The sequence below is a fragment of the Lacrimispora sp. genome (assembly GCF_036758025.1).
GTDB lineage: Bacteria > Bacillota > Clostridia > Lachnospirales > Lachnospiraceae > Lacrimispora.
Genome location: NZ_DAIOXM010000046.1, coordinates 1 through 9374, shown reverse-complemented (window position 1 = coordinate 9374; position 9374 = coordinate 1). Strand labels below are relative to the sequence as shown.

Annotated in this window: 10 protein-coding genes; all 10 read left to right on the top strand. The window is 46.1% G+C overall.

Features of this window, described 5'->3' with window-relative positions; translation table 11 throughout:
- Positions 1-68 precede the first annotated feature (68 nt).
- The 10 genes from cobI (at position 69) to V7M78_RS21540 (ending at position 9109) form a co-directional block, all read left to right on the top strand.
- Positions 69-746: a precorrin-2 C(20)-methyltransferase gene (cobI, locus tag V7M78_RS21585; protein WP_333653131.1), complete on the top strand. Its 678-nt coding sequence runs from the start codon at positions 69-71 to the stop codon at positions 744-746.
- A 2-nt stretch (positions 747-748) separates the two neighbouring features.
- Positions 749-1564: a precorrin-4 C(11)-methyltransferase gene (cobM, locus tag V7M78_RS21580; protein ID WP_333653127.1), complete on the top strand. Its 816-nt coding sequence runs from the start codon at positions 749-751 to the stop codon at positions 1562-1564.
- Positions 1561-2628 carry a cobalt-precorrin 5A hydrolase gene (locus V7M78_RS21575; protein ID WP_333653125.1) on the top strand — a complete coding sequence of 356 codons (1068 nt, stop codon included), beginning with the start codon at positions 1561-1563 and terminating at the stop codon, positions 2626-2628. The genes cobM and V7M78_RS21575 overlap by 4 nt, the downstream gene beginning before the upstream one ends.
- A 48-nt stretch (positions 2629-2676) precedes the next feature.
- Positions 2677-3417: a precorrin-3B C(17)-methyltransferase gene (cobJ, locus tag V7M78_RS21570; RefSeq protein ID WP_333653123.1), complete on the top strand. Its 741-nt coding sequence runs from the start codon at positions 2677-2679 to the stop codon at positions 3415-3417.
- Positions 3410-4888 (top strand): precorrin-6A reductase, encoded by a 1479-nt coding sequence (cobK, locus tag V7M78_RS21565; RefSeq protein WP_333653120.1) that lies wholly within the window; start codon positions 3410-3412, stop codon positions 4886-4888. The genes cobJ and cobK overlap by 8 nt, the downstream gene beginning before the upstream one ends.
- Before the next feature lie 78 nt (positions 4889-4966).
- Positions 4967-5542, top strand: coding sequence for a precorrin-6Y C5,15-methyltransferase (decarboxylating) subunit CbiT (gene cbiT / locus V7M78_RS21560; RefSeq protein WP_333653117.1), 576 nt, complete (start codon positions 4967-4969; stop codon positions 5540-5542).
- Positions 5532-6941 carry a cobyrinate a,c-diamide synthase gene (locus V7M78_RS21555; RefSeq protein WP_333653115.1) on the top strand — a complete coding sequence of 470 codons (1410 nt, stop codon included), beginning with the start codon at positions 5532-5534 and terminating at the stop codon, positions 6939-6941. The genes cbiT and V7M78_RS21555 overlap by 11 nt, the downstream gene beginning before the upstream one ends.
- The gene (locus tag V7M78_RS21550) at positions 6934-7482 is read left to right on the top strand and encodes a GNAT family N-acetyltransferase (protein ID WP_333653112.1); all 549 of its coding nucleotides are present in this window, start codon (positions 6934-6936) and stop codon (positions 7480-7482) included. Before V7M78_RS21555 ends, V7M78_RS21550 begins: the two co-directional genes overlap by 8 nt.
- Positions 7479-8561, top strand: coding sequence for a nicotinate-nucleotide--dimethylbenzimidazole phosphoribosyltransferase (cobT, locus tag V7M78_RS21545; RefSeq protein ID WP_333653110.1), 1083 nt, complete (start codon positions 7479-7481; stop codon positions 8559-8561). Before V7M78_RS21550 ends, cobT begins: the two co-directional genes overlap by 4 nt.
- On the top strand, positions 8561-9109 hold the full coding sequence (locus V7M78_RS21540; RefSeq protein ID WP_333653108.1) for a bifunctional adenosylcobinamide kinase/adenosylcobinamide-phosphate guanylyltransferase: 549 nt from the start codon (positions 8561-8563) through the stop codon (positions 9107-9109). Before cobT ends, V7M78_RS21540 begins: the two co-directional genes overlap by 1 nt.
- The last annotated feature ends 265 nt before the right edge of the window (positions 9110-9374 follow it).

Below are 9374 nucleotides of genomic sequence, written 5' to 3'. Positions count from 1 at the left end.
CAGGCTTTCATCCGCCTTTTTACCGGAGAAACGGAAAATTCAGATATGGATAAGCAGGAGGATAAGACATGACAGGGATCATGTATGGAATCGGAGTAGGTCCGGGAGATCCGGAACTTATGACGTTAAAGGCGGTAAAGAGAATGAAAAGCGTAGACGTTATTGCCATCCCTCATACAGATAAAGAATTGTGTGTGGCATATCAGATTGCCAGACAGGCTGTGCCGGAAATTGAGGAAAAGGAATGTATTTACCTTTCTATGCCCATGACTAAGGATAAAAAGGTGCTGGAGGAAAGCCATGAGCTGGCGGCCAAAACCGTGATGGAACATTTGTCAAAAGGGAAAGATGTGGGATTTATTAATCTGGGAGATGTGAGCATTTATTCTACATGCAGCTATCTTTTGGATCGTCTTCAGGAAGAGGGCTACACCACCCGCCTGGAAGCTGGAATTCCCTCCTTTTGTGCGGCTGCGGCCAGATTGGGAATTCCTTTGGTATCAGGATCGGAGGAACTTCATATCATTCCCGCTTCTTACCAGATCAAGGAGGCTTTGCAAATGCCGGGAGTCAAAGTGCTGATGAAGGCGGGCAGGCAGATGGAAGCGGTAAAGGAAGAAATCAGAAAATGCAAAGCCAGTGTTGTGATGGTGGAAAACTGCGGAATGGCTGAGGAGAAGGTTTACCGTTCTCTTGAGGAAATTCCGGAAGATGCAGGCTATTATTCATTGTTGATTGTGAGGTAAATATGGTACATATTGTGGGAGCAGGTCCGGGAGCACCGGATTTAATTACAGTGAGGGGAAAGGCTTTGCTTGAACAGGCTGACGTGATCATTTATGCAGGTTCCTTGGTTAATCCTGCTCTGCTGGAAGCGGCAAAGGAAGGCTGTCAGGTTTATGACAGCGCTAAAATGACCCTGGAAGAAGTGATTGAAGTCATGGAACAGGCGGAAAGGGATGAAAAGATAACGGTCAGGCTTCACACCGGTGATCCCTGCCTTTATGGAGCCATAAGAGAGCAGATGGATGAACTGGAAGCAAGGGGAATTTCCTATGATATCTGCCCGGGAGTCAGTTCCTTCTGCGGCGCGGCTTCCGCTTTAAAAATGGAATATACCCTTCCCCAGATATCTCAAAGTGTGGTTATAACCCGCATGGCGGGCAGAACGCCTGTACCGGAAAAGGAGTCTATTGCTTCTTTTGCAGCCCATGGAGCAACGATGGTCATTTTCTTAAGCACGGGAATGCTGAAAGAGCTGTCAGAGGAACTGATAAAAGGAGGCTATAAGCCGGAAACCCCTGCTGCCATCGTTTACAAGGCGACCTGGGCCGAGGAAAAGACTGTGATTTGTACGGTGGAAAGCTTAAGTGAACGGGCGGAACAGGAGAATATAAGAAAAACGGCATTAATTGTTGTGGGTGATGCGGTGGCTCAAAATGGTTATGAGCGTTCTAAGCTTTACGATCCGGTCTTTACTACGGAATTTCGGAAGGGAACGGGAGAAAGCCAGGGAGACACACCGTTGTGTCCTGAAAATATGGATAAGAAAGAGGACTTATGAAGAGGCTGTCCTTTATCTGCTTTACAGAATCCGGAGCAGAGCTGTGTGTGAAGCTTATGGAAGGGTTTTCTGAAAAAGGAAGCCAGTGCCAGGGATATTGCCCCGGGAAATTGGTTGGAAGCGGTCCTTATGGGGAAAAACTGGTTCCTCTTTCCGTATCTCTTTCAGAGTGGGCAAAAGCGCAATTTTTGATTGTGGATGGAATTATATTCATCGGGGCAGCAGGAATCGCAGTTCGTGCCATTGCTCCATTTTTAAAGACAAAGGCAGAAGACCCGGCGGTGGTGGTTTTAGATGATATGGGGAGATTTTCTATCTCTCTTTTATCCGGCCATCTGGGAGGAGCCAATGAACTGGCAGAAGAGGCGGCAGAAATTTCAGGAGGCCAGGCGGTAATTACCACTGCTACGGATAATCACGGCGGCTTTGCCGTGGATCTGTTTGCCAAAAAGCAGAAGCTGGTTATTTGTGAGATTAATAGAATAAAAGAGGTTTCCTCCGCGGTTCTCAGAGGGGAAGAGGTTGGCTTTTTCAGTGATTTTCCTATAGAAGGGAAATTACCTGTCCCCCTTATCCATAATGGAGAACGGGATGTAAACCTTTGGATCACCATAAAAGATAAGCCGGAGAATGAAATGCTGAAGGACTCCTTTAAGCTGGTTCCCAAACTTTTAGTCCTGGGAATCGGATGCAGGAAGGGAGTGGATTCAGAAACCATAGAAAAGGCAGTGAACCAGGTTTTGCAAATGTGGAACTTGTCAAAAGAGAGCCTGACCGCATGTGCCAGCATTGATTTAAAAAAAGAAGAGCCTGGACTTTGTGAATTTACGTCTTCCAGAGGAGTTGGGTTTTATACTTATCCGTCAGAGATTCTTGGGAAAGTGGAAGGTGAATTTTCTGCCTCCTCCTTTGTTAAACAGGTGACGGGAGTGGACAATGTCTGTGAAAGGGCAGCTCTTGCCTGTGTTAAGGAGCTGGGAGGCGGAAAGCTGTTGGTGAGGAAACAGGCGGCAAACGGTGTGACAGTGGCGGTGGCTGTTCTGGATTGGAAGCTGAATTTATAAATTAATGGGATATGTAAATATATTCAGTTGATTGAATAGAGGAGAAACATGAAGAATACAGGAAAACTTTACGTAGTTGGAATCGGCCCCGGAGCTTATGAGGACATGACCATAAAGGCAGTGAAGGCATTGGAAGAAAGCCAGGTCATTGTGGGATATACTGTGTATGTGGATCTTGTGCGGGAGCACTTTCCAGGCAAGGAAATGATGACAACTCCCATGCGCAGAGAACAGGAACGGTGCCAGCTTGTCATTGACGAGGCCAAAAAGGGAAAAACGGTTGCAATGGTGTGCAGCGGGGATTCCGGCGTCTATGGAATGAGCGGTCTGATATTGGAAATGGCGGAACATGATGCTGATCTGGAAATCCAGGTGATTCCCGGAGTGACTGCGGCTTTAAGCGGCGGAGCTTTGTTAGGAGCCCCTCTTGGCCATGATTTCGCAGTGATCAGCTTAAGTGATCTGCTGACTCCTATGGAACTGATTGAAGAAAGGCTGAGGCGCTCTGCCCAGGCAGATATGATTTTGTGTATTTACAATCCGTCCAGCAAAAAGAGAGCCGATTATTTAAAGTGGGCCTGTGAAATTGTTATGGAATACAAAAGTCCGGAAACAGTGTGCGGTTTTGTAAGGAATATAAGCAGGGATGAGGAAGAAATGGAGATTTTATCCCTGGAACAATTAAGGGATGCCCAGGTAGATATGTTTACCACCGTTTACATAGGAAACTCCATGACAAAAGAAATCAGAGGCCGTATGGTCACGCCCAGAGGATATAAAAATGTGTAAGATTCTTATTTTCGGAGGAACTACGGAAGGAAGGATTCTGGCGGAATACTGCCATGAGCAGGGGATTCACGTCTGGGTCAGCGTAGCCACCGGATACGGGGAAATGGTGCTGCCTGAAAGCAAATATCTTCATATCCATAAATCTCCCATGGACGCTTGTGAAATGGCAGACTTCATAAGAGAAAAGGAAATTGCTCTGGTTCTTGATGCTACCCATCCTTATGCAGCAGTCGTAAGCCAAAATATTCTCATTGCCTGCCGGAAGGCGGAGGTCAGGCACATGCGGGTGTTCCGGGAAACCTCAGAAGGTTTTGAAGGAGGGGAGCATGAAGGATATGATGGGAGCATCGTATGGGTGGACTCTGTAGATGAGGCAGTGATTTACTTAGATAAAAAGCCGGGAAATATTCTTGTGACAACAGGAAGCAAGGAGCTTTCCCGCTATACTGCCATGGATTCCTGGGAAGAACGGGTTTTTGCAAGAGTTCTTCCCACCTTATCCGTAATTTCTGCCTGTGAACAGATGGGAATAAAGGGAAATCATTTGATTGGAATGCAGGGCCCTTTTTCCGTAGAAATGAACCGGGCCATGATAAAGCAGTATGACATCCGGTATCTGGTGACAAAAGAGGCAGGAAATGCCGGAGGTTTTCCGGAAAAAATGCGGGCGGCGGCAGAATGCGGCATTACAGCGGTTGTGGTGGGACGTCCGGTAAAGGAAAAGGGTATCAGGTTAGAGGAAGCAATGGAAGAATTAAAGGGCTGGGAAACAGGGGAAGAGCCTGAGATCCAGCCGGAGAAGAGAAGGGTTTCCCTGATCGGAACTGGAATGGGCGGACAGGACCAGATGACAATGGGAGCCTGGAAAGCGCTGCAGGATTGTGATGTGGTATTCGGTGCAGAGCGGATGCTGGCTGGAATTTCTCAGGCAGTGCCAAAAGCCAGGAAGATACCATTTTATTTAAGCAAAGATATATTGCCTTGGCTGGTGGACCATGCGGAGTGCCGCAGAATCGGAATTTTGTATTCCGGTGACACGGGATTTTACAGCGGAGCAAAGAAAATGGCTGAGGCTTTAAGCCAGGAACCATATGGACTGATGTATGATGTGTCAATATTTCCGGGAATATCTTCCGTTTCCTATCTGTGTTCCAGGCTGAAAACAAGCTGGGAGGATGTACGGCTTGTGAGCCTTCATGGACGGGAATGTGATATTATAGAGGAATTAAAGAAAAATTCCAGGGTGTTTGCTCTGTTAGATGGAACCAATAGGGTGAAAAATCTTTGCCTCCTCCTTAAGGAGCAGGGATTTGACCGGGTCAGGATTTCAGTAGGGGAACGGCTTTCTTATTCTGATGAAAGGATTACAGTTGGAACGCCGGAAATGCTGGAGAATAAGGAATTTGATATTTTATCCGTATTGTTAATTGAAAGAGAAGAAGCACCTTGCAGGTGTACCTGTATGCCCTGAGAAGATGGGCAGGAAAGAGGAAGCACCTTACAGGTATACCTGTATGCCCTGAAAAGATGGGCAGAAAAGAGGAAATCTATGAGAGATGAACTGTTTATCCGGGGGGCGGTTCCCATGACTAAAAGTGAGGTCAGGGCTGTTTCCATATCAAAACTGGAGCTGGAAGAGGACTCTGTTTTATACGATGTGGGGGCAGGGACAGGTTCCGTATCCATTGAAGCTGCTTCTTTTCTTAAAAAAGGTAAGGTTTATGCCATTGAAAGAAAAGAGGAAGCCATCAGCCTGATAAAAGCCAATAAAGAACGGTTTCATGCCGAAACTCTGGAAATTGTGGAAGGAACGGCCCCGGAGGCCATGGTGAATCTTGAAGCGCCTACTCATGTATTTATTGGAGGAACCTCCGGCTCTATGAAAGAGGTTCTTTCCCTTATTCTGCAAAAAAATCCTAAGGCCCGTATTGTCATCAATGTTCTTGCCCTGGAATCTCTTTCGGAAATATTAACCTGGTTAAAAGAGAACTCCATTGCAGCAGAAATTGTCCAGGTCCAGGTTTCCAAAGCAAAAGAAGCAGGGGCTTATCACCTGATGATGGGACAGAATCCGGTTTATGTGATTTCTTTCGGAGGAGAAGGAGGAACCCTGGTTGAAGTGTGAATACCCCAGACTGATGCTGGCTGCCCCTAAGAGCGGCAGCGGAAAAACCATGATGACCTGCGGACTTTTAAATGCATTATTAAGGAGAAATTTATCCTGCCGCTCCTTTAAATGCGGTCCGGATTATATTGACCCTATGTTTCATAAATATGTTCTCGGCATAGATGGCGGAAATCTAGACACTTTTTTTCTGGAAAAAGAGAAGGTGAGAGGCTTATTTGCCGATGGTGCAAAAGGGGCCGGGATCTCTGTTATTGAGGGCGTTATGGGATATTATGACGGAGTCGGGGGAAACAGTACATGGGCCAGTTCCTATGAGGTAGCATGTTCGATAGAGACTCCGGTTGTACTGGTTTTAGACTGCAAAGGCGCCAGTCTGTCTATGGCCGCTGTGGTAAAAGGATTTTTAGAGTATAAAAAAGACAGCCATATCTGCGGTGTGATTTTAAACAGAACTTCCAAGGTTATGGCAGAGCGTTTAAAGCCTGCTATAGAAGATTTAGGTATCCGGGTATATGGATACTTGCCGGAATGTGAGGAGGCCCGTCTTGAGAGCCGCCACCTGGGTCTGGTGCTCCCGGAGGAGGCAAAGGGGTTAAAGGATCAGCTTGACCGGCTGGCCTTAAAGCTGGAGGATACCATCGATTTAGACGGACTGATCATGCTGGCTGAAAGTGCCGGGCCTCTGCCTTCTTTCCAAAAGGAAAATGAGGGGGTGGAGGAAAAGACTGCCGGCCGAATCCGGGTGCCCATCGGGATTGCAAAAGATGAGGCATTCTGTTTTTATTACCAGGAAAATTTAAAGCTTTTAGAAGAAATGGGAGCAGAACTGATCCCTTTCAGTCCAATTCACGATAAAAACCTTCCCAAAGGAATCTGCGGCATTGTACTGGGAGGAGGATATCCGGAATTATACGCCAGAGAACTGTCCGGGAACCAATCCATGTTCCGGGAAATCAGGAGAGCAGTAGAATGCTCCATGCCCATACTGGCTGAATGCGGAGGCTTTATGTATCTTCATGAGGAAATGGAAACAAAGGATCACCAGACCTATCCCATGGCCGGAATTATACATGGGAAGGTATTTCCGACGGAACGCCTTATGAGATTTGGCTATATCGAAGCCTTTTCCAGAGAAAGCACCGGATTTATGAAAACCGGAGAATCCATACGGGGCCATGAATTCCATTATTGGGACAGCACGGATAACGGAAACCAGATGGAAGCCCAAAAGCCCGGGCAAAAGAAAAGCTGGGACTGTGTCCACGCCGGAAAAAATCTGCTGGCAGGATTTCCTCATTTTTATTATCCCTCCAATCCGGTTTTGCCGAAGCGGTTTGTGGAGGCATGTGAAGAATTTCGTGTCATGTCATCAAAGGAGGAACAGACACATGAATGATTTAGAGATAAAACAGGGGACTGAGCATGATGTCCATGAAATATTAGCTTTGTATGACGCGGTCATCGAATATTTGGAAGCTCATACCAATTATACTGGTTGGAAAAAGGGTGTCTATCCTACTGACATTCAAGCAGAGGAAGGGCTGAAAGAAGGCACACTTTATATAGCTCTTTCATCAGGCAGAATCGCCGGTTCTATAATTATTAATCAGAAACAGGAAGAAGGTTATGAGCTTATTCCATGGAAAACTCCAGTGGAGCCGGAAGAAGTGGCGGTAATTCATACATTCCTGGTCCATCCGGATTATCTGAAAGCCGGAGTCGGCAGAGCTCTTCTGGAATTTGCAGAAAAAAGAGCGGCAGAAGAAGGAAGAAAAACCATGAGACTTGATGTTTATGACCGCAATGAGCCTGCCATCCGCCTTTATGAAAGTATGGGATATGAACATGCGGGAACTGCTGACCTGGGATATGAACCTTTCTTGGGGTTGAAATGGTTTCGAGTGTATGAAAAGTCTTTACAAGGAAGAAATCAATGATGAACAGAGAACTGCAGCCATATTTGTCTCAAATACGCCCCTTAGATGAAAAATCCATGGAAATGGCCCGCCTGAAATGGTCCAAGGTGGCAAAGCCTCTTAACAGTCTGGGTATTTTAGAAGAATGTATCATAAAAATAGCCGGTATCAGGGAAACATGGCAGCCTGATATAGAAAAGCGGGCTCTTCTTATTTTATGCGGTGATAACGGAATTGTAGAAGAAGGGGTTACCCAGACCGGACAGGAAGTAACTGCCATTGTGACGGAAAATATGACAGAGGGAAACAGCAGTGTCTGTATTATGGCGGAGCAGGCTAAAGTTGATGTATTTCCGGTGGATATGGGGGTTGCCAGAGACTTAAAACCCGGTACCCGTTATGGACTCATAAGCAAAAAAGTCTCTTACGGAACAAAAAATTTCAGAAAAGAACCAGCCATGACAAGAGCCGAAGCAGTAAAATCCATAATAGCCGGGATCAATCTGGTTGAAGAACTGGCGGAAAAAGGTTATAGGCTCATTGCCACCGGAGAAATGGGAATTGGAAACACCACTACCAGCAGTGCGGTTTCTTCCATGATTTTAAAGAAGAATCCGGAAGAATTGACTGGAAGAGGTGCCGGATTAAGTGATGAGGGGCTTGGAAGAAAAGTTCAGGTGATCAGAGAAGCCATAGAAAAGTATGGATCAGAGTGCCGGGATGTAGTGGATATTCTGGCCCATGTAGGCGGATTTGACCTGGCCGGGCTTGCGGGTGTATTCATAGGCGGTGCGGTATGCCGGATTCCTATATTGGTAGACGGCTTTATTTCCGCAAGTGCAGCTCTTTGTGCCGAGCGGATTTATCCTGGCTGCCGGGACTATATGCTGGCCTCCCATGTATCCGCAGAGCCTGCCGGAAAATTGCTTCTTGATGAACTGGGGTTAACTCCTTTCATACAGGCGGGCATGTGTCTGGGAGAAGGGAGCGGAGCAGTGGCAGCCATTCCATTAATTGACATGGCATACGGCGTTTATAAGAAAATGAGTTCCTTTCAAGATATATGTATTGAAGAGTATAAGCCCTTGGGAGGTATTTGATGATCACACTGGTTGTAGGCGGAAGCGGGAGCGGGAAATCAGAATATGCGGAAAACCTGGCTGTAAGCCTGAGACAGGAAAGGCAGATTTACATTGCCACCATGAAGCCCTGGGATGAGGAATGCAGACAAAGAATTGAACGCCACAGGCAGATGAGGGCTGAAAAGCAGTTTGAGACAGTGGAATGCTACCGTAATTTAAAGGAATTGAAACTGCCGGGTGATGGGAAAACCGGGACCATTCTTCTGGAATGTATGTCCAATCTGGTGTCTAACGAACTATTCGGACTGGGAGAGGAAAATGAGGCCCCATGCCTGGAAGAGGGGATAGTGTCAGAGGAGATACTGAGAGGAATCGAAAGCATAAATGAAAAGGCAGAACATGTTATCATTGTGACCAATGAGGTTTTTTCTGACGGAGACAGCTACAGCAAAGAGACTTTATTATATAGAAAAGTTCTTGGAGAAGTCAATCAGCGGATAGGTAAAGCTGCCAATATGGTAGTTGAGGTGGTTGCAGGGATTCCGGTCATAATGAAAAACAGATAAAATACTACGACAGCACAAGCTGAAGCCATAAATGGTATCTCAAAAACCGTAAATGATTCATCATACATAATGGTGGAATTGAAATGGATTTTGGGATGCCTTTTTATGTTTTAAAAGATTTCAGTATACAGAGATTCGATCTGTGTCAAATGCAAAAGAAACTTGAGGATATCATGCATTTTGTTATATACTTATTAAAGACATAAAAGGTATGGATCTTTTAGGCATCCTATGGCAGGAGAAAGACGAGAAGATATGTATAAAC